Source organism: Nonlabens sp. Ci31, assembly GCF_012974865.1.
Taxonomy (GTDB): domain Bacteria; phylum Bacteroidota; class Bacteroidia; order Flavobacteriales; family Flavobacteriaceae; genus Nonlabens.
Map to the genome: position 1 here is coordinate 1,457,608 of NZ_CP043633.1, position 21,848 is coordinate 1,479,455.

14 protein-coding genes are annotated in these 21,848 nt (G+C 38.1%); 7 read left to right on the plus strand and 7 right to left on the minus strand.

Annotated features, from left to right (window positions below):
* Window positions 1-5 precede the first annotated feature (5 nt).
* Entirely contained in the window at window positions 6-614 is a 609-nt protein-coding gene (locus tag F0365_RS06530; protein ID WP_169932962.1) for a superoxide dismutase, read from the minus strand.
* 341 nt (window positions 615-955) lie between these two features.
* Between F0365_RS06530 and F0365_RS06535 the strand changes: the two genes are divergently transcribed.
* The 3 genes from F0365_RS06535 to F0365_RS06545 all read left to right on the plus strand — a co-directional run bounded on the left by F0365_RS06535 (window position 956) and on the right by F0365_RS06545 (window position 6,832).
* Entirely contained in the window at window positions 956-4,108 is a 3,153-nt protein-coding gene (locus F0365_RS06535; protein WP_169932963.1) for a UvrD-helicase domain-containing protein, read from the plus strand.
* A 44-nt stretch (window positions 4,109-4,152) separates the two neighbouring features.
* Complete coding sequence (kbl, locus tag F0365_RS06540) at window positions 4,153-5,346, plus strand: glycine C-acetyltransferase (RefSeq protein WP_169932964.1); 1,194 nt, start codon at window positions 4,153-4,155, stop codon at window positions 5,344-5,346.
* Window positions 5,347-5,461: 115 nt separating this feature from the next.
* A complete protein-coding gene (locus F0365_RS06545) occupies window positions 5,462-6,832 on the plus strand; it encodes an OmpA family protein (RefSeq protein ID WP_169932965.1) in 1,371 nt (456 codons plus the stop codon).
* Between the two features lie 234 nt (window positions 6,833-7,066).
* Here F0365_RS06545 and F0365_RS06550 read toward each other — a convergent pair whose 3' ends face one another.
* Together F0365_RS06550 and F0365_RS06555 are read right to left on the minus strand one after the other, a co-directional pair.
* Window positions 7,067-8,482, minus strand: a complete 1,416-nt coding sequence (locus tag F0365_RS06550; RefSeq protein ID WP_240961929.1) for a DUF5689 domain-containing protein — start codon at window positions 8,480-8,482, stop codon at window positions 7,067-7,069.
* 33 nt (window positions 8,483-8,515) lie between these two features.
* Entirely contained in the window at window positions 8,516-11,359 is a 2,844-nt protein-coding gene (locus tag F0365_RS06555; RefSeq protein WP_169932967.1) for a TonB-dependent receptor, read from the minus strand.
* A 119-nt stretch (window positions 11,360-11,478) separates the two neighbouring features.
* On the opposite strand from F0365_RS06555, the gene F0365_RS06560 reads away from it, so the two are divergent.
* Window positions 11,479-12,591: an endonuclease/exonuclease/phosphatase family protein gene (locus F0365_RS06560; RefSeq protein ID WP_240961930.1), complete on the plus strand. Its 1,113-nt coding sequence runs from the start codon at window positions 11,479-11,481 to the stop codon at window positions 12,589-12,591.
* 78 nt (window positions 12,592-12,669) lie between these two features.
* Here F0365_RS06560 and F0365_RS06565 read toward each other — a convergent pair whose 3' ends face one another.
* From F0365_RS06565 to F0365_RS06580, 4 genes are all read right to left on the minus strand, one after another.
* Window positions 12,670-13,359: a hypothetical protein gene (locus tag F0365_RS06565; protein WP_169932968.1), complete on the minus strand. Its 690-nt coding sequence runs from the start codon at window positions 13,357-13,359 to the stop codon at window positions 12,670-12,672.
* Window positions 13,360-13,366: 7 nt separating this feature from the next.
* The gene (locus tag F0365_RS06570; protein ID WP_169932969.1) at window positions 13,367-14,761 is read right to left on the minus strand and encodes a hypothetical protein; all 1,395 of its coding nucleotides are present in this window, start codon (window positions 14,759-14,761) and stop codon (window positions 13,367-13,369) included.
* Window positions 14,762-14,960: 199 nt separating this feature from the next.
* Window positions 14,961-15,323, minus strand: coding sequence for a YraN family protein (locus F0365_RS06575; RefSeq protein WP_169932970.1), 363 nt, complete (start codon window positions 15,321-15,323; stop codon window positions 14,961-14,963).
* 1 nt (window position 15,324) lies between these two features.
* Window positions 15,325-16,248 carry an LD-carboxypeptidase gene (locus F0365_RS06580; RefSeq protein ID WP_169932971.1) on the minus strand — a complete coding sequence of 308 codons (924 nt, stop codon included), beginning with the start codon at window positions 16,246-16,248 and terminating at the stop codon, window positions 15,325-15,327.
* Between the two features lie 144 nt (window positions 16,249-16,392).
* Here F0365_RS06580 and F0365_RS06585 point away from each other — a divergent pair, with 144 nt between their 5' ends.
* The 3 genes from F0365_RS06585 to metG all read left to right on the plus strand — a co-directional run bounded on the left by F0365_RS06585 (window position 16,393) and on the right by metG (window position 21,642).
* Complete coding sequence (locus tag F0365_RS06585) at window positions 16,393-17,844, plus strand: DUF1800 family protein (protein ID WP_169932972.1); 1,452 nt, start codon at window positions 16,393-16,395, stop codon at window positions 17,842-17,844.
* A 7-nt stretch (window positions 17,845-17,851) separates the two neighbouring features.
* Entirely contained in the window at window positions 17,852-19,456 is a 1,605-nt protein-coding gene (locus F0365_RS06590; RefSeq protein ID WP_169932973.1) for a DUF1501 domain-containing protein, read from the plus strand.
* Window positions 19,457-19,569: 113 nt separating this feature from the next.
* Entirely contained in the window at window positions 19,570-21,642 is a 2,073-nt protein-coding gene (gene metG / locus F0365_RS06595) for a methionine--tRNA ligase (RefSeq protein WP_169932974.1), read from the plus strand.
* The last annotated feature ends 206 nt before the right edge of the window (window positions 21,643-21,848 follow it).

Sequence of the window (21,848 nt, forward strand, 5' to 3'; positions counted from 1 at the left end):
GGAAACTACTTCCCTTCAGCATATCTTTTAGAAACTTCTTCCCAGTTGATAAGATTAAAAAATGCTTCCACATAATCAGGACGTCTGTTTTGATAGTTCAAGTAGTAGGCATGTTCCCATACATCAAGACCTAGAATGGGAGTTCCACCACATCCTACTTCTGGCATCAATGGGTTGTCTTGGTTGGGAGTTCCACATACATCTAGTTTTCCACCTTCATGTACACAAAGCCATGCCCATCCAGAACCAAATTGTCCTTTTGCAGCAGTGCTAAAGGTGTCTTTAAAATTTTCAAATGTACCAAATGAAGTCTTGATCGCATCAGCTAGTTCGCCAGTTGGGTGACCACCGCCATTAGGACTCATTACTTCCCAGAACAAACTGTGGTTATAAAAACCGCCACCGTTATTTCTTAGGGCAGTGTTGTGCATGTCTAGATTTAAAAGAATGTTATCAATAGTTTTTCCTTCTAGATCTGTCCCTTTTACAGCATCGTTAAGTTTATTAGTATACCCTTGATGATGCTTTCCGTGGTGTATCTCCATAGTTTTTGCATCAATATGAGGTTCTAGTGCGTCTTTAGCATAATTTAATTGAGGTAGTTCAAAAGCCATTATATATTCTTTTTAATTAGTTATTTATCGAATTATAAATTTAAGCACAAAAAGGGGACTGTTAAAATTATCCACGTTATATTATCCTTAAAGTGTTCAGGTTCATTATAAAGTGTAAATAAGTTAAAAAGAAAGCAATTTGTTTAAATTAATGCTTGTCAAGTAATACAGACCGTTGTACTCATGGAAGATGCAGTATAGGGGTAAGAGGTAAATAACGTTTTGTAATTGCCATAAAGGAGAGTTGTATCAAATAAATCTATGTCATACGGACTACAATCCATAAGGAATCTTACAGCGCAGCGGTCTTGTGTCTTTCTTTTCTATGCTTATCTTTGACTATGTCTGAATCACCTACTACTTTTTATAGCGCCAGTGCAGGATCTGGAAAGACCTATACGCTTGCGCAAGATTACCTCACGCTGCTTTTTAAAAATCCGTATGCTAATGGATACCGGCGTATTCTAGCGGTGACATTTACTAATAAAGCGGTAGGCGAGATGAAAGAACGTATTCTTGATTACTTGCATAAATTTACTTTTGACGAGTTAGAAGAGGGGGTTATAGGAATAGCAAATCACATTAAAAACGAAACTGGCCTAGATAGCGATCAGTTCAAAAAGAAAGCCCAAGCTGTTTTTAATCAGCTGTTGCATGATTACTCGGCCTTTGATATAGTCACTATTGACTCTTTCAACCATCGTATTTTAAGAACCTTTGCAAAGGATATCGATTTACCCGATAATTTTGAGGTAGAACTGGATAGCAAACGGTTGATTTCAAAAGCCATTAACAACCTTATTGCGAGAGCAGGAAAAGATAAGAAACTCACTCAGCAATTAGTGGACTTTTCTTTATCAAAGATAGAAGAAGGCAAAAGCTGGGATATAGAATACGACCTTCAAGATATAGCCAAATTAATTCAAAATGAAAACCATTATCCTTTTCTTAAGCAATTAAAGGGTAAAGAGGTAAAAGACTTCTTAAGCTTTCGTAAAAGTTTGTATAAAAAAATCAACACTGCTCAAAAAGAGCTTAGTGATAAAGCAGTAGCTCTAGTTAAAATGTCTGAAGATTTAAACATCTCTTCAGCCGATTTTAAAGGAGGTTCAAGGAGCATATTTAATACGGTTATCAAAGTAGCCCAAGAAGATTTTTCTGTAAAAATAGACGCTGCTTCTATAAGAGACCTTATCGCTGGAGAATTATACCCCAAAGGGAAATCCCAAAACATCAAGGATCAAATAGACCAAATGGCTGCTGTTATTAAAATATTTGCAGAGCAGTACAAGGAGCAAATGGGAACGGTTCTTTTTCACAAGAACATCGCCAGTAGTCTAACGCCTTTATCATTGCTCAATGAATTGCTTCATGAGATAGATAAGATTAAAGTCGCAGAGCAAATCGTGCCTATTTATGAGTTCAATGCTTTATTAGCAGAACAAATTAAGGACCAGCCAGCTCCTTTTATATATGAACGACTTGGGGAGCGTTACCGTCATTATTTTATAGACGAATTTCAGGATACCAGCCGCATGCAATGGGAAAACCTCGCGCCACTTATAGAAAATGAACTCCAGCAGCAACGAGAGAATGAAGAGCGTGGAAGCCTCATGCTCGTGGGTGATGCAAAGCAGTCCATCTATAGATTCCGTGGTGGAGATGCTGACCAGTTTTTGAGATTACTTGCTACTCCAGATCTGTTTATGTTGCCTAAAAAAGCCGAAACACTGGAATTCAACTGGCGTAGTTACGATGAGGTTATTAAATTTAACAACGAGTTTTTTGATTATTATGGAGATCACCTTCACAGTGAGGTGTACCAGACTTTGTATAAGAAATACCTCCAACAACAAACAAGAGCAAAAGAGGGTGGTTTTATACAAATAGACTTTATAGATAAGGATTTTGAAGCTCCTTACGACACAGAAGATTTTAAAAATGCGTACCCCTATCACGTATATCAACAAATTAAAAAGGCCCACAAAAATGGTTTTGCATTAGGCGAGATTTGTGTTCTTGTACGAGCAAATAAAGAAGGTCATGAGATCGCAAAATATCTAGTTTCTCAAGAAATGCGTGTAGTCTCTGGAGATAGTCTGCTGGTATATGCCTCGCATAAAGTACAGTTATTAGTCGCTTTGATGAAGATGGTGCAGGCGCCAGAGCAACAACAACCGCGTTTTGAGTTTCTGATGGCGTACACCAGAGTTTTTGAGATCGAGGATATTCATTCTTTTGTTACCGCGCACCTCCATCAGAGTTTATTGGAACTAGGCAAGAGTCTTATGGCTTTTGAAAATGATGATTTAGGTTCCGCTTTCGCGAAAGCAGCATTATTTCAAGCGACAGAACAAGTAGCAGAGTCTATAGGGTTATTTAAAGAGCAAGACACCAGATTACAGTCGTTTCTAGAATTCCTATTTGAATATTCTACCGGCTATGAAGTATCGCTCTCTGGATTTTTAGAACACTGGGAACTGAAAAAGGAAAAACTGAGCGTACCAGCTGCAGCAGATGCTGACGCGGTACAAATTATGACCATTCACAAGTCTAAAGGACTGGAATTCCCTGTGGTCATAGTTCCTCATTGCGATAAAAAATTAGATGAGGCTAGAAATCCATCAGGCTGGGTTCCTGTAAAGGAAAAAGAATACGAAGGTTTTGATCAAGTTTATATCAATTTAAAAAAAGAAAACGAATTTTATCCAGGTACTGCTCCAGAGGTCTATGCAAATAACCTCGCCAAAGTTCAAATGGATCAAATCAATACGTTATATGTGGCTTTTACAAGAGCAAGAGAGCAATTATACATCAGTGCAGAAAGTGCCAACGGGAATACGAAGAACTACTCCTCACTTTTAAAAGAGTTTATTGAAAAAAAAGAAATTGAACTAGAATCTCATAATGGTTATGAGTCGGCACAAATAGGAGAGGTGAATCGCAAATCTATAGCTAGAGAAACAGAAGAAAGCCAGATGCTGGAGGAATACAAAGTATGCTTGGATTCTGAAAGATTGAGTATTTCTACGAGAAAAGGCTTGCTGTGGTCAAGTGGCGCTAGTGAGGCCATTCAAAAAGGTAATGTGTTGCATGAATACCTTTCCTTGATGAAAGATTCTTCCAACTTTGAAAAAATGCGTAAAAAGATAGAAAGAGATTTTTCCCTGTCTAAAGACGAACAAAAAGAGATGAAAAAGATGATCGAGGCAGTAATTACCCATCCAGATCTAGCACCTTACTATATAAAAGGTATACATGTACTCAACGAGCAACCTATTTTGCTTCCATCGGGAACAAGGCTTATACCAGATAGAGTAGTGTTTGTAAATGATGAGGCGGTTATTATCGATTATAAAACTGGTGCTGTTTTAGAAAAACACCGATTACAACTTAATAAATATGAAGATTTATTGGTGTCTATGCATATAAAGGTTTCAGAGAAAGTGCTTATTTATACAGATAGTTTAGAAATCGTTAAATGGAATGGTTAAAGGCTTGCGGCTTGTTATATTTGTAAAACACTAAAAAATCTATAATGTACGGATCAATTAAAGAACACCTACAAAAAGAACTAGCAGAAATTAAAGATGCTGGATTATATAAAAGAGAACGTATTATTACTTCTCCGCAAGATGCGGTCATCACTTTAGAGGATGGTTCTGAAGTTCTCAACTTTTGTTCTAATAATTACTTAGGACTTTCTTCTCACCCAGAAGTGATAAAAGCAGCAAAGGATACCTTGGATTCTCATGGTTTTGGAATGAGCTCTGTTCGATTTATTTGTGGAACTCAAGACATACACAAAGAACTAGAGCAAAAACTAGCAGATTTTTACGGTTGTGAAGACACGATTCTTTATGCAGCTTGTTTTGATGCTAATGCAGGTGTCTTTGAGCCTTTACTAACTAAAGAAGATGCCATTATTTCAGATTCTTTAAATCACGCTTCAATTATTGATGGTGTGCGTTTGTGTAAAGCTGGCCGTTACCGCTATGCCACTGCAGACATGGCAGATCTTGAAAAACAATTAAAGCAAGCCACTGAAGATGGAGCGCGCCATAAACTTATTGTTACAGATGGTGTTTTCTCCATGGACGGGCTGTTAGCACCTTTAGATAAAATATGCGACCTGGCAGATAAGTATGATGCTCTTGTTATGGTAGATGAATGTCACGCAGCAGGTTTCTTAGGAGATACAGGTAGAGGTACTCTAGAAGCAAAAGGTGTTTTAGGAAGGATAGATATTATCACTGGTACTTTAGGTAAGGCACTTGGTGGTGCTATGGGTGGCTATACCTGTGCCAATAAAGAGGTGATTGAAATACTGAGACAGCGTTCTAGACCTTACCTTTTTAGTAACTCACTGGCACCTTCTATAGTAGGTGCTTCTATAAAAGCACTAGAGCTGATAGATGAAAGCACGGAACTTATCGATAAAGTGCAGTCTAATACCGCCTTTTTCAAAAAAAGCATGCAAGACCTAGGATTTGATATTATGGACGGTGAAAGCGCTATTGTTCCCGTAATGTTATACGATGCAAAACTCTCTCAACAAATGGCAGATTTACTCCTAGAAGAGGGTATCTATGTGATAGGATTCTTTTATCCAGTCGTGCCTAAAGAGAAAGCAAGGATAAGGGTGCAACTAAGCGCAGCGCATTCACAAAATCATTTGGAAAAAGCAATCGCTGCTTTTGAAAAAGTGGGAAAAAAATTAGGTGTTATTTAAAAATAATAATGAATAAATAGTAAATGAGACATTTTTAGAGAAAATTATTGACCGTATCCTTGCGAAAGACAAGGAACGGTTTAATTTTGCAGTGTATATTATTAAAAACCCCAACATGAAAAATATATTTAAATTACTAGTTGCTGGAGCATTACTACTTTCTGCCAGCATGAGTTACGCACAAGATGAAAGCAATCGCTTTAGTTTTGGCATAGGTATTAATGCAATTGATCTATATCCAGTAGGAGAGAAAGATCAAGGATTAGGAGATTACTTCGATCAACCTTTTAATGTAGATCACTACAACATCATGCCTTTCCCAAGCCGTTTTGAACTAGGATACTATGTAGGTGACGGAATAGTCGCTACTGGTGCGGTTTCATTCAATCAAATAGATAGAGTAGGTGATACTAAAATAAAGGAATTATCTTACCTATCAATTGATGGTGGTTTGAGATACAACCTTAATGAATTGTGGAATGGTTCTTCTGCATTCAGTCCTTACTTAGGAGCTGGTGGATCTTACCAGTGGTTAGACGAAGATGGATTCGGAACATTTAATGGTACTTTTGGTTTTGACATCGGTCTTGCTAAAAACCTATCTGCTAACGTACAAACTACATACAAGCACGCATTTGAAGATACTTTTCCAAAGCACTGGCAACACACAGTAGGTGTTAAATTTACTTGGGGAGCTGTAGATACTGACGGCGACGGAGTTGTAGATAATAAAGATTTATGTCCAACAGTTCCTGGATTAGTGCAATTCATGGGATGTCCTGATACGGATAGTGATGGTATAGAAGATTCTAAAGATGACTGTCCTAATGTTTATGGTCCTGCTGAAACTAACGGATGTCCTGACACAGATGGAGATACAGTATTAGACAAAGACGATAACTGTCCTGACACATTTGGTCTTGTAGCTCTTATGGGTTGTCCTGATGCTGATGCTGATGGTGTTGCTGATGGTGATGATGAATGTCCTAATGAAGCTGGTCCAGTTTCAAGACAAGGTTGTCCTGTTAAAGATAGAGATAATGATGGTATCGAAGACGCAATGGATAAATGTCCAGATGTAGCAGGTATCGCAGAATTAGAAGGTTGTCCAAGACCGGTTCTTCCACCTGTTGAAGTACAAGCTCAATTAAATCAGTATGCTAGAACTATCTTATTTAATACAGGTAAAGCCTCTATTCAAGTAGAGTCTGAGCAAACACTTGCAGACATTACTACTATCTTGAACAAATACCCAGAAGCTAAATTTTCTATTGATGGTCACACTGACAGTACAGGTAGTGCAGGATTCAATGAGCGACTTTCTGACGATCGCGCGCTTTCTGTAAAAGGATACTTAGTGAAAAATGGAATTGATGAATTCCGTTTAAGTTCAAAAGGTTATGGTGAAACTAATCCAGTGGCATCTAATGCAACTAGTGATGGAAGAGCTCAAAACAGACGTGTAGAAATTAACTTAGCAAAATAAGTTATAAAATACATTTTAAAATTACAGGAAAGCCCCTCTGAAAAGAGGGGCTTTTTTTATATCCCATAGGTTCCTCATCCAATAACCTATGCAGATATTTAAAACATAAAACACCTTTCTATGTTCCAACAAAAGCTTTTGGAAGCTTTGTGTAATTGTAAAAACAGGACGGGTGCTAAGAGCGGCAATCGATGGTGTGTTGGATACGGCAGTCGTTTCCGTACAAAAGTGTCATTAATTACTCGTAAGAGAAACGTTGTCTAATTCGTAGGTGCCATCGTTATTGTCATCATCAAATCCACTGTATCTAAAAGCTATATGTCCTAAACCTGTCACACAATCTAATGAGACATGGTTTGAAAAAATCCAATTAGGAAAAAACTCCTCATCAGAAACAATTATGGCATCTGCCAGAGCTTCCCATCTAGCCGCAGCAACGCCCGAATTAGTTCCATCCCAATCAGAACTAAATAGGACTTGCATGTTAGAGTTATTAGCAAAGCTATTGGAAGTTTCAAAGGAGAACACCTCTCCTGTTTGTACATCAAAATTAAATGCTGGCGTGATAAGCCATGAAACAGTATTAGCATCTCCTGAGTTTCTAGAACTACAACGCACACTTTTGCCTAAGGAGGCGTTTTGACCACTAGAGGTATATACCTCCCATGTTTCAGACCCGGCTTCAATAATGTTCGTCCACCCGGTAGGCATTGCTGCAGCTCCATTAGATAAAGTTTCAAAATTTTCAGATAATAATATATGGGATCCTGCATCAGTGACAGTTCCACAGGCAACGATATCAAAAACACATCTCAGGGTAGAATCAAAATTAAAGTCTGCTGGGAAGTTGACAGAAATTACATATCTCGTGTCTCTAAAATCTCTACTCAAGATAGCCGTTATAGAACCACTTCCTGCTGGTAATCTCAATGCTTTAAAGTCAGAAAAAGTACTTGTTTCTAAAACGATAGAATCAAAAAAGTCAAAACAGGTCTGTACCATTCTTACTCCATCAAACTGATCAGTAGCTTCAGAAGCAAAAGTTCTATTTGCAGAAATATCAGCATCGGTAAACTGAGCAGCTTCCAGTTTAATAAGAGTCAGTAGACGTTGATCACTGAATTCAGTAGAAGCAGTTAATGCTGTGGGGATGATCTCAAAAATTTCACTATCTCTTAAAACAGCGGTGTCTTGTAAGGCTGGTGTAATTTTTTCAATAGTTCCATTTGTTCCGTTGAGTCCAATTACGGGCACTCCATTAGCTTTACCAGCAGACAGTCCATCTAGTTTGACGTAAACACGTTGACCGATAGCATAAGTGGTAAATAAGGGACTGTTATCTATGAGAACCTTTATTCCTGCAGTAGGATTTTCTATGGCATCTTGAATGATTAATTCTTCAAAGTAATTCCCTGCCTCATCACTAGAGATGACATATCCTTCTATAAATTGCTCGTTGTTTTCAAAAGTAACAATACCTGTTGGAGACTGCCCTATCTGTCCTATCACCGAAGACATATCGATTAAGTTAGCAGGAGGTTCTATAGCTACGGTTGCTGTGTCTGGTATGCTAAAGTCGTCGTCTTCGACACAAGAAAAAACAATGATCGATACGAAAGCAATTGTAAAAATATTGTTGAGATTTTTCATATTTGCGTTTTTAAACAGGTTCATCATTGTTTATTAGAACCTTAGGTATAGGTTGAGGTAATAGGTTGTTCCATTACCAAAGAAATAGCGTGGTGCAAATACTTCTTGGGGGTTATTTTGATCGTCTCTTGTGGATCTGAAGTTGGAATTACGAGACTGCTCAAAGCCACCTGTTTTGTATTCTTGACCAAACACATTATTAATAGTTGCAAAGAAACCTACATATTTATCGTATATCCTCCATGATTTACCACCGATCACATTCCATAACAAGTAGTTGTCAAATTGCTCTTGCTTTAAAAGCTCATTGGCTAGTGCACGATCAAAGTCATTAAACTCCATCCCATCATAGTCCAATCTAAAATTAGCAGACCTTCTCAAGTTACTGATATCAGCATATGCATTTGCAAAGTAGTTTGCCGTTATACCTAGATTCCAGTATTCTGGATCTCGGTATTCAAAACCTATTTGTAAGGCCGTTTCTGGCCCACCAGCTACGTGATAATCTTTAAGACTAGTAGTTCCATCACCGAAAGAAAGTGGCCCTCTAAAATCGTCACTAGTGAGATAAAGATGTGGGTTGTTGGTATATACATTCTGTCCTACAGCTGCGGCTCCTTTTAACTTTATAGTAGGAGTGACTTGCACTTCTATACCTAATTCAAGACCTGCGTTACGTCTTTCTATATGAGTCATGACTTCTTGTACAAAGGCACTGCCGTCATCTAGAGGGAGTCCCGTCAGATCTTCTGTAAAGTAGAACCCAATATCTGTTCCGTTTATAAACTGAGTATAGTAAGCGGTAAATCTTGCTTTAATGACTGGGGTGGAGTAGATATAGCTTAAGTCTGTACTGTACGACTTTTGAGATTCTAGTCCGATTACGGTTTCATTATTTTGCCGTGCATTGCTAAAAGAATTTCTAATCGTTGGAGCTTGAGAGATGTAGGCGGCATTAAAATCAAAAAACTGTTGACCAGAGATTTTATAGGTAGCACCAGCCTTAAAACCAAAATCTGTAAATTCTAGGAGTTTACTTTTTCCAAAAGACGCTGCACCAGGGAAGTTGCCATTCTCAAACTTACCATCTCTTTGATAAACAGTCCTACTGATATTAACAGCGACAAAGAAATCTACTTTTCTTGTTTTAAACTGAGTTTGAGCAAATCCAGCAATTACATTTGCATTGATGTTGTAATTGTATTTGTAGCGGTCCCCAATCCTTGCAATACGGTTAGGCGTTCTAAGGTTAGATTGTGCTGCTTGGTCCAGGTTGATCTCGCTTGTTTCTTCTGCAAAGAAATCTACATCTAGGAAGCCTGAACCGCCTAGAAGATCATTGATCATAGCATAGTTTTCACTGTTCAAACTACGGTATCTCATACCACCATTAAAAAGAATATTCTCTGTAATATCTGCGGTTATAATGGTATTTACAGATAATTGTTTGTCATCTATACGATCCTCTTGAATAGCGTATAAAGAATTTCCGCCAGCTGCTCTCAAACTTCTGTTTGCCTCGTATAGGCTATTCCAGTCCAACTGTCCATCATTAAGGAATTCTTGTTGCGCTTGGAACGCATATTGAAAATCGATCGGGTCCTGACCATTTCTTAAGAAATAACTAGGTAAGTTCTGGTAGTAATCAGGATTAGGATTTCTCGCGCCACCTATATACGCATTTTGACCTAAAGTATGATCTATTCTAGTACCACCATTATCGATACGTGTATTACCTATTTTACCAAATTGATATCCCAGGTTTGTATGTAACTTTAGCTTGTCGTTGATGTTCCAGTAGTGGTTCAACATAAAAACAGGCTCTTCGACCTCTCTGATTCTACTGTTGCGTTGTACGTTATTTTGCACTCCCCAAAATGGATTGTACTGTATGCCTTTAAGATCTCTAATTTCTTGAGTCATTGCTGTACGACGTCCACGTCTATTAGGGGTATAGAGGCCAGTAAAATTGATGGAGTGCGCATCGTTTAATTTTTTCTCTACAGAAAGTCCCAAAGAGTTGGCATCGTATAAGGTGCCTTCTACAAAACCCTCTTCACCAGCTCTTCTTGATGCATTGATCGCATAGGACCAGCCGTTATTCCATAATCCAGAACGGTGCGATACCATAAAGCGACCTCTATAACTTCTGTTAGAACTCGCATAAGATAGTTGAGTTCCTGCGCGTTGCTGTGAGGCTCTCATATCGATGCTTTGTACACCTGCATAACCACCGAAGCTTTGATCTGCGGCGCTGAGTCCCATGCTAAAGTTTTGGTTGCGTTGTAGATCGTTTACTCCGCCCCAGTTGCTCCATTGTGGTCTTCCAGAGAACTGTTTATTCATCTCGATACCATTGATGAGAACCTTACCATCTTCACTGTTTAAACCTCTTGGTCTAAAAAAAGTAGCACTAAAATCGTATGCTGCAGCTCTCAAAAACTGGTCTCTAGAAGCTTGGAGCAATCCAGAAAAATTGTTTGCTGCGTTCTCATCATCTGCCAGATCATTTTCTGTTAAAGAAATAATTCCCTGCGATTGGGAGATGTCAGAGTTGTCCAGTTGCAGATAAAGAGGATCAATATTCACTCTGTTGATGGTATCAATCACCACCGGAATTGTTTTTGAATAATACCCATTTTTTAAAACAGTTATTTTTTGATCTCCTAAAGGAATAGCTCCAGTTACTATAAAATAGCCGTCGGCACCAGTAGTTGCCTTGAATTTTGTGCCCAAAACACTAATACTCACACCAGGGATAGGCTCCTCTGTTGTGTCCTCAATTACGCGACCTTTAAGGAGCTCTTGTGCCATTCCCAGACCAGAAGCCAACATGAAAACAGCCAAAACAAGTATGTTAAGTTGTTGATGAATCATTCCTAAAATTAAGATATTTTTTCCAAAAACCTATAAAAGACTGTATTATAGTCATTTAAAATATATTTTTATGAGATTTGTAGCTAACTTTACAGTAACATAATTTTTAATAGGAGGCGATGTGTAGAAGTTTATTTCTTTTTTTACTAGGTGTTCTCACTTTCCTGCCTGCCGGCAGGCATGGCGCGAAAGCGGTACCAGCACAAACAATTACAAAGGCAAAACAGTATAAAGTGAAGACTGTTGCCTTCTACAATTTAGAGAACCTTTTTGATGTGGAAGACGATGAGAGCATCAATGATGAAGCCAGTCCTATTATGGAAATGGCTGAAGGAGTAAGGGCTGAAGTTTATAAAAAGAAACTAACTTCTATGGCGCGTGTAATACGCAAAATAGGTGCTGAAAAATCACAGTCTGCTCCTTCTATAATAGGAGTTTGTGAGATTGAAAACAGAAAAGTGCTAGAAGACTTGGTCAACCATCCACTACTTATCGAGTTTGATTACGGAATCGAGCATTATGATTCTCCAGACCGTCGCGGGATCGATACCGGACTTTTGTATCAGAAAAGTGATTTTAAAGTATGGAATAGCGAGAGCAAAGAGCTGGTTATTTATGATAAAAGTAGCGGTAACCGCATTTATACTCGCGACCAATTGGTAGTTACTGGTGAGCTGGACGGAGATAAGATGAGCTTTATTGTAAACCACTGGCCTTCGAGACGAGGCGGAGAACAAAAAAGCCGTCCTAATCGAGTTGCCGCAGCTGCCTTGAACAAAAGAGTGATCGATTCTTTACACAGTATTGATGCGATGTCTAAGATCATTATCATGGGAGATTTAAATGATGATCCTATTAACGAGAGTGTTTTAGTAACCCTTAATGCACAAAAGGATAGAGAAGATGTACGGCCACAAATGATATACAATCCCTATATTCAAATGTTAAAGGATGGATTCAATACGCTTGCTTACCGGGACGCAGGAAATATTTTTGATCAGATCATGTTTACCTATCCATTATTAAATGAAGCAAATCAAGAAGGTTACCGTTACTATCAAGCAAATATTTATAACCCAAGTTTTATGACTAGCAAAACAGGAAGGTACAAAGGCTACCCATTACGCAGCTTTGCAGACGGTGGTTTTACAGGTGGTTTTAGCGATCACTTTCCGGTTTATGTTTATTTAGTAAAGGAGATTAAAGAAATAGAAAAAAATAAGACCAATTAAGATTTCAAACAAAACCTATTTCATAAAAAAGCACCTCTATTGAGGTGCTTTTTAGTTTAAACTATTTGCTGATTTATTTTAAAACTGAAATTTTAAAGTAGGCGCAATAGCAAATGTTTCTAACTCAAAGCCTGCCGATACAATTACATAAGCCGTGCTTTGAACGCCCAAGCTAAATGGACCGCTTCGAAAAAAATCGTACTGAAAACCTAAGTAAGAAGTAAGCTCAGATAAGTTAGAATTTTCATTATTTCGCTCAGAAATTAAAACATTTGAAGCACCTGGATTAATCGATATTTCTGATTGCTGAAAAGTTGTATGAGCAAAACCAGCACTAACAAATAATCTATCGTTTATAAAGGAACGTTTATAACCTAGTTTATAAAAATGATTGCGATGTCTTAATTGAAAATCTTCTACAACTACTTCTGTTCCATTAGGAAAGGCTACTATTCCATTATAGACTCCTTGATTCATGGTGCGAGAATGACCTATTTCTAGATAATTCCTTCCACCTAATCTTATGTTAGCAGTTACATTAAAATAGGTCCCGATCTCTCTTTTTTGAAACAATGTTGCTTCTCCAGGAAACCCCTCGATAGGAATAATAGCATCGTCTTCCACACGTATTTCTTGATCATAATCAACAAAATTGTTGTATTGCGGACCGTAAGAAATTTGTACAGTAAGCCAAGAGTCTTCTTTACTTTCTTGAGCGTCTACTATTGTTACTAAAAATAATAATAGAATAAATATGTATTTTTTCATTTTAAAATTATTGAATTGGAACCCATCTGTGGTGCATGGTATATGGTACGTCTGTTCCTCCTGCATTTATTCCCCAGCAGCGATCTGAGAAAGAAAAATCACCATCCCAGCAACCACTTCCGTTGTCTAGTAAATTTGTTATAAAAAATTCAGACTCTTCCCTAGTTCGTAAAATGACAGCTTGGTCTTTAGAGCGATTTTGAATTGTAATGTCAATATTTGCTGCATATGTGTCATCTGCTAAATCGAATGAAATATCTTGATCTATAATTAAGTCACCAGTATTATCTTCTTCATAGATCACAAATAATTGTTCGTGCTCTCCTTCACATTCCCAGTTATTATCCCATAAAATGTTTACAGCACGAACATTTTCTCTTCTAATCTGCTTTCTAGACCAATATTGGTTTTCTCTTAAATTCCATTGATTTACGTTATAACTGCCAAGACTATCTATGTCAATCGCTTCTCTACTGTCTACTCGGCAGTATCTTACTTCAGATCCTCCACCATTTCCTGTGAATGAAATATAATTGTCATATTGTTTGCGGAATTTTGCTCTACCTACAAATACTTGTCTTATATAATTTCCTGCTGGTTTTACATCAGCACAATTTCCTGTATATTGATTTGGAGTGGTCGTGGTTGCGCCAGTTCCAGAGTTTGAAGATGATCCACCAGAAGAAATTCTATCACAATCCACAGGTAAATCTTCAGTAGCTGCTGCAATTGCAGCAATTGGAAATCCTAGACTAGTACATGGGTCATAACTGGGTTGTATGATTATAGTGAAGCGGCTCTCTGAATATCCATCATCTACAGTTACTTCACTGTAAATCTCTCCATTAAATTCATAACCTCTCGCTTCATCTGCTTCTACCACAGCTGGCACTAAAGTTGGATTAGAATCCATAGGGATAGGATCAAGATTTGAATCATCGTCATATGGTAGATAAAACGTTAAGTGGGCATAATCAAAAAAGGTCTCAAGATACTGTTCTGTTCCTACTAATCGAGAATCTTTTACATGAACTAAGTTTATAGTCTTGTTTTCATTATTAGATATATAAGAATCAAAGAAACCTTTAAATTTACCCTTGTTATTTTCACTTACATCTGCATAGTTGTAAACAAGGCTAGTACTTGGGTTTAATAAATCATCCAGAGAAACAATATGATCTTTGTAGAAGTCATTTTGAATAAGTTGAGAAACTTCATTTCTGACATCGGCATTACTAAAAGCAATTTTAGATAAGTCAGTTAATTCTAATACGGCTTTCCTCATCTGTTCTTGAGAAGTATTACCTAAACTGTAATCGTTCACATATAGGATGCTGGTGTTTGATTTAAAGGTAGGTTCTTCATTGACTACCTCGTTATTGTCTGAGCATGAGTGTAACATAGCTACACACACACGGAATAAATTGTTAATAATTTTGATTTTTTCATAATATTTTATTTTAGTTACTCATAAATCTATAACAAATGTTATCAATAAATATTGTATTTGTAAAGGCTTAACATTTTGTTAACAAATTCATCAAGTTATGTAATTTTTGTTAAGTGGCGGATTATTAGAATTTTGATGTGTATTTAAATTTTCAAAAATGATAAAAAGCATCCTCAATATGCTCCAGCTTTGTACCGGCTTTATTCTTAATAATAGCAACGATGTCAAAACGCACCTCCACTTCATCCTCCACAAAATTTTCTACATAATGATTTGCTGTAGCCACCAGTCGCTGAATTTGATCTTTTTTTAAAAAGTCTTGTGGATCACCGAAGTCAGGGGTAGATCTAGTTTTTACTTCCACAATAATTACTACATCTTTCTTGCGAGCAATGATATCGATCTCTCCTTTTTGAAAGCTGTAATTGCGTATCAAAATATCATAACCAGATTTCAATAAATGCAAGGCAGCTAGTTCTTCTCCTTCGTCTCCTAAATCATTGTGCTCTGCCATATTACTGCGTGAATTTGATAGTTTTAGGAGTCATCTCAATAGTCATTTGCTTGCCTAACTCTAATGTTCGATGATCTGTAATATGTCCAGCAGGAAAATCAAAAAGTACCGGATAATCATAATCGGCGGTAAGAGATAAAATGATTTCTCTAGCATTCTTACCAAAAGGGACTTCATGATCATTCATGTCGGTCATACCGCCTACGAGTAATGCTTTTAAATGGTCTAGTTTACCAGCTCTTTTCAGTGAGTACATCATTCGTTCTATATGGTACAAGTACTCATCTATCTCTTCTATAAAAAGAATATGATCTTCTGTTTCAGCAAAGGTATCACTGCCCAGCATGCTGTATATTATGGAAAGGTTTCCACCTACAACAGGAGCTTTTAGAACCTGTTGAGGTAATTGATCGTTGTTTGGAATAGTTATGATTTGACTTTCACCAAAAATTGCTAGTCTCAAACTCTCCACACTAATTTCTGGCTTATGAATCAATTCCAGCGGCATAAAACTATGAACACTGGTAAATCCTTGAGATTGCAATTTGCCATGAATCAAGGTCACATCTGAGTAACCGATGATTATTTTGGATTCCATTTTTACGCCTTGCGCACCTGCGGGTAGCAAAGCAGAAAAGTCAATAGCATCGATCAATTGCACACTGCCATATCCGCCACGTGCAATCCATATCGCCTTAATTTCTGGATCGTCAATCGCTTGCTGAAAATCTTCTAAGCGCTCTTCTTTTGTACCGCCAAATTGATGCTCTTTTTTACCGATAGTTGTTCCAAAACTCACTTGTAAGCCCCAAGATTCTAACAGTTTTTGAGCCGGTTGGAGTGGACGCTCGTCGGCACTTCTTGCAGTGCACAAGATTCTAATATGATCGCCTTTTTTAAGATAAGAAGATGATTTATAATTCAATGAGAAATTTATTTTTATACAATTTAAACTATTTTAAATATTAAAAGTCAGAAGACTAAGTTAGCATTTTATATATTATACCTGCTTTTAAGAAGTTAAGCCTTGTTAAAGACCCACTTACTAACCTTTCTAACTCAACATACCATGGAAACACTGACTTCTTGCAATACAGCATCACTAACAGTTTATATGGATACCCTTGCAAATCCATGGGATATGGTAAAAGTACGTCACCTATTAAGAAGATTAGGTTATGGGCTGGATCAGGCACAAGAAGCTATGGCTTTGACACAAGTTCCTGATGTATTCATAGAAAACTATATCAATACCGCTGCAAATTATGCCCTTTCTCCGGCGCCATCATGGGCTTTTTGGAGTGCGAGTGATTATACAAATTTGAATACGGAGCGTACTGCTCAGATACAAGAATGGTACACCCAAGTTTTTAATGATACCGTCAATCTAAATTTTAGAGCGAGAATGACCTTGTTCTGGCACAACCATTTTGTAACTAGAATAGAGGATTATCAGGCTCCTAGCTGGATGTATCAATACTACAACTTACTACAGACTCATGCGTTGGGTAATTTTAAAACCCTCACAAAAGAAATGGGTAAAAATGAGTCCATGCTGGTTTTCTTAAACGGTGTACTCAATAATAGATTTAGTCCTAATGAAAATTATGCTAGAGAATTGTTAGAACTTTTTACCTTAGGAGAAAATAACAATTATGCACAAACAGATGTAGTGGAAGCCGCTAGAGCATTAACTGGCTATAACAACTTTACAGAATTAGGTGCGCCTATCGCATTTCAAGGATCCACTTTTGACAACACGCCCAAAACTATTTTTGGAGCTACCGCAAATTACAATCACGATAGCTTAATAGATCATTTATTTGCTGTGCGAGCTAATGAAATCTCTGACTTTATAGTAAAGAAAATTTACAGAGCTTTTATAAGTCCAGAATTACCCACGCAAAACATCATAGACCAGCTGGCGCAAACATTTAGGAATGCCAACTGGGAAATTCTACCAGTAGTAAAACAGCTGTTTAAAAGTGAGCACTTTTTTGATCCTGAAGCAAGAGCAACGGTCATTAAAGACCCTTTGGACTGTTTAGTACTATTTATTAAGGAAGCTAACTTTAATTTCCCACAAGCTAATTTGAATACGTTATTTTATTTTACCTCTGTTCTGGGTCAGCGGTATTTTAACCCTATAGATGTTGCTGGTTGGCAAGGTGATAGAGATTGGGTCAACAGCAGTACCATTACAGGTAGATGGCAGGCACAAGAATACATCATGTGGACCATGTGGAATATAGATCAAGAATTATTTAGAAATATTGCCTTAGATAATTCTACATCCTTAAACGATCCTGCCGTTATCTCAAGGGATATTGTAGATCGGTTTGTCCCTCGAAGTCTTTATACAGCTTCTGATTATACACTAGCAACTACTGTTTTTAAAGGAGATGTCCCAGAGAATTATTACACCACGATGCAATGGAATCTCAATTGGGGCTCTGTTCCATTTCAGGTGATACTTCTGTTACAACATATTTTTAGAATGCCAGAATTCCAACTTAAATAATAGCGCTATGTGTACATCTGATAAAAAACACCAAGACCCAAATTCTCAAGCGCATCGGGAGGAACACGAATCCTGGAATAGAAGGACTTTTTTACAAGCACTGGGAATAGCTGGTGCTGGGGCATTTACTCTAGGCGGCTCTCAAATTTCTAGCGCTATGAGCTCACCTATTACAGCAGCTCTTGCGGCAAGTAACAATGACCGCGTATTGGTTTTAATAAGACTTAAAGGAGGTAACGATGGTTTGAATACCATTGTACCAGTATACGATTACAGTACTTATGCAGCTAACCGAGCAAGTATTGCATTACCACAAAACTCTTTATATAATTTAAGTCCAGATTTTGGTTTGCCTTCTTTTATGAGCTCTTTACAATCCAGATGGGGAAATGGAGAGATGAAAATCGTTCATGGAGTCGGTTATCAAGGGCAAAACCTATCTCATTTTAGATCCAGTGATATATGGGCAAGTACAGAGCCAGCTGCAGTAGAAGAAACAGGCTGGATGGGGAGGTTTTTTGAAAATGAATTTCCCAACTTTTTATTGAGTCCGCCAGCGGTACCACCAGCGATACAAATAGGTAGTTTGGGGAATCTCGCTTTTGAAGGCTCACAGACTAATTATGCCTTTTCTGTGGCAGATCCACAGCAACTCTATAACCTCGCCCAAAACGGCTGGCAACACGATGCCTTAAACGTACCGCCATGTACGTATGGAGATCAATTAAGTTTTTTAAGATCTACCACTAACAACACCTTTCAATATGCAGGAGTTATCAATAACGCTTATCAGGCAAGTGCTACACAAGCTACTTATGGGAATCATTCTATTGCAGAGCAGTTTTCTATTGTGGCGAGATTGATCAAAGGCCAGCTAGGCACAAAAGTTTATATGGTCACCCTAGACGGTTTTGATACCCATGCAAATCAGGCGGGAACACATGCCGATCGCATGCAAAAACTCTCCGAATCAATCGATGCGTTTTACAACGATCTTGCGGCTTATGGAAATCAAGATGAGGTTCTTTGCATGACGATTTCTGAATTCGGTAGAAGGGTAGAAGAAAATGGTTCTAATGGAACTGATCACGGCGCCGCTGCACCTATGATGCTTTTCGGTGGCGGACTGAATGGAAACGGGTTTATAGGCTCTCATCCTAGTATGACTAATCTGGATGCCAACGGCAATATGAGCTACAGCACCGATTTTAGAGCTGTCTATTCCACGGTGATGAAAGAATGGTTGTGCATTCCACCGTCTATTGTAGACCAGGCGATGCTCAATGGTAATTTCAATACGTTAAACCTAGGATTCAATTGCACCACAGCTGGAATAGATGACTTTGCAAATAAAGACTTCCATCATTTTGTGATCCATAAACCACAACAGGTGAGTTTGCATATACAGCTAGAAAGCGGTCGCAAACTGGACATACGTATTTATAATATGTTGGGTCAGGAAATAGGCCAGCTGGCAAATCGATACTTCTTGCCCGGCGTTCATGAGATGGATATCCAGGAGGCGTTGCCGTCCAGAACGTTTTCTGGTCCGTATATTTATAAAATTGAAAGTGCTGGAAAGCAGTATAGCAGTCAGTTTATTATCGATTAAATGGGTTGATGTTCCGCTTTCGCGAAAGCGGAATAACAATAGCCACAACCACCTATAAAAGTATCTTTTAAGAAAGAGCAATGTCGTAAATTTGCAGCTTTCAAAAGAACTTCATGAGCGATCAAAAACGTTTTACGATTACGGCAGCATTGCCTTATACTAATGGACCTGTTCATATAGGTCACCTGGCTGGTGTCTATGTTCCTGCAGATATTTTTGCGCGTTACCAGCGTATGAAGGGCAGCGATGTCGCTTTTATTTGCGGTAGCGATGAGCATGGAGTGCCTATTACTATAAAAGCTAAAAAGGAAGGAATTACTCCGCAAGAATTGGTGAATCGCTATCATAAAATCATTGGTGATTCCTTTAAGGAATTTGGGATTACTTTTGATAATTACAGCCGTACCAGCGCACCTATTCATCATGAAACGGCAAGCGCCTTTTTTACTAAGTTATACAATGACGGTAAATTTATCGAGCAAGTGACCGAGCAATTATACGATCCTGAAGCAGACCAGTTTCTAGCAGATCGTTTTGTGGTGGGAACTTGTCCTAAATGTGGCAATACAGAGGCTTATGGAGATCAATGTGAGAAATGTGGTACCTCTCACAACGGTACCGATTTAATAGATCCTAAAAGTGCTATTACTGGAAATACACCAGAATTAAAAGAAACCAGACACTGGTTTTTACCCCTAGATGAGTACAGCGAGTGGCTCCATGAGTGGATCGTAGAAGGACACTCCAAAGACTGGAAAACAAATGTATTAGGTCAAGTAAAAAGCTGGATCACCGATGGATTACACCCACGCGCGGTAACTCGAGATCTGGATTGGGGAATTCCTGTGCCTGTAGAAGGAGCCGATGGTAAAGTACTTTATGTATGGTTTGATGCTCCTATTGGATATATAAGCGCTACCAAAGAATGGGCAGCTCGTGAAGGAAAGAATTGGGAAGATTACTGGAAGAATGAAGATACTTCTTTGTTGCATTTTATAGGAAAGGACAATATTGTTTTTCACTGTATTATTTTCCCTGCGATGTTAAAAGCACATGGTGATTACATCTTACCAGAAAATGTACCCGCAAACGAATTCCTCAACCTAGAAGACGATAAAATATCTACCTCTAGAAATTGGGCCGTTTGGTTGCATGAATACCTAGCAGATTTTCCTGGACAGCAAGATGTGTTGCGATATGTACTAACGGCAAATGCTCCAGAAACTAAGGACAATAACTTTACTTGGAAAGATTTTCAAGCACGTAATAACAATGAGTTGGTTGCCAACCTTGGAAACTTTGTGAACCGAGTCATTGTACTGACCAATAAATATTATGAAGGAATCGTTCCAGAAACTTCAGGTCTTACACCTAGAGATCAAGACGTCTTGGACCAAATCAAGACATTTCCTAAATCTATAGGTGACAGTCTGGACAGATTCCGTTTTAGAGAAGCGCTTCAAGAATTGATGAATCTTTCTAGTATAGGAAACAAGTATATTGCCGAAGAAGGATTAGAACCTTGGAAACTCGTAAAAACAAATCCAGAGCAAGTTCAAAATATCATGTACGTGTGTTTACAAATCACGACCGCATTAGCGATCTTAAGTGAGCCATTTTTACCGCATACATCAACTAAGTTGAAAAACATACTGGACTATCCCGCACTCGATGGGGAATCTGCTAATTGGGATCGGGTAGCTAGTAAGGATCCACTTCTTGCAGCAGGACATAAAATAAACCCATCAGAATTGCTTTTTTCTAAAATAGAAGACGAGCAAATCCAAGCGCAACTCGATAAACTAGAAGCTACAAAAGTGGCTAATACTAAAGAAACACGCACTCTTATGCCTCAAAAAGAAGAAACGAATTACGACGACTTTATGAAAATGGACCTGCGAGTAGGAGAAATCCTTACCGCAGAGAAAATGCCTAAGACTGATAAATTAATGGTCATGACCGTGGATACGGGAATCGATAAAAGAACCATCGTTTCTGGAATCGCACAACATTACACAGCCGAAGAATTAGTAGGTCGCAAAGTAACCGTACTTGCCAACCTTGCACCAAGAAAATTAAGAGGTGTAGAATCTCAAGGAATGATTTTACTCGCTGAAGATCCTGAGGGGAAATTGGTGTTTGTAAATCCAGATGATGCTATTGTGAATGGAGCGGTGATTGCTTAAATATTTTATCAAAAAGGGGCGGAGCTAATTCTGCCCTCTTTTGATATGGGATAGTTTAAAAATAATTCCTGCCGATGGCGCCAGTATCAACAATCGCTAGTGCTCGTTTTTAACTAATGCCGCTTACGAGTGTAAGATTAAAATAGTCGAGAAGCTACCTTATTGTACACAGGATAAATCGGCAAAACTATTCCAAATACAGAATT